Genomic DNA, 477 nt, shown 5'->3' on the forward strand with positions numbered 1-477 from the left:
TGAAGCATTCCGTGCTCTAGTAGAAAGTTCTTTACAGTTTGAGCATTTGTAAGTGTTTCCTGTGTACCGAAGGACTTAGACTGAATCAGGAAAATGGTGGATTCAGGTACGATCTGAGAGAGCACTTGGTGGCTATCGCTACTGTCTACGTTAGCAATATAGTGACAACTCAGGCCTTCTTTGGCGATGGGTGATAGTGCTTCGGTAACTGTTTTGGGGCCTAGATAAGAGCCCCCAATGCCGATACTAACGAGAGTATCAATGGGTTTTCCGGTGTAACCAAGAACTTCCTGTTGGTGTATTTTATCAACGAATTCTTGAATTTGAATTCGACATTCAAGGATTTCATCCAATATATCTTGGCTAGGCGAATAGCTAGTAGTTTGAGTCAGGCTAGACTTTGGAAGTCGTAAGGCCGTATGTAAGACGCCTCTGTCCTCTGTGTTGTTCAGTAAGTCTCCATTCTCTCCTGTGCCA

1 pseudogene is annotated in these 477 nt (G+C 43.8%); it reads right to left on the reverse strand.

The window, feature by feature from the left end:
* A pseudogene (locus A3766_RS08155) lies at nucleotides 1-477 on the reverse strand (glucose-6-phosphate isomerase); the annotation flags it as partial.

It is taken from the genome of Oleiphilus sp. HI0132 (genome assembly GCF_001635845.1).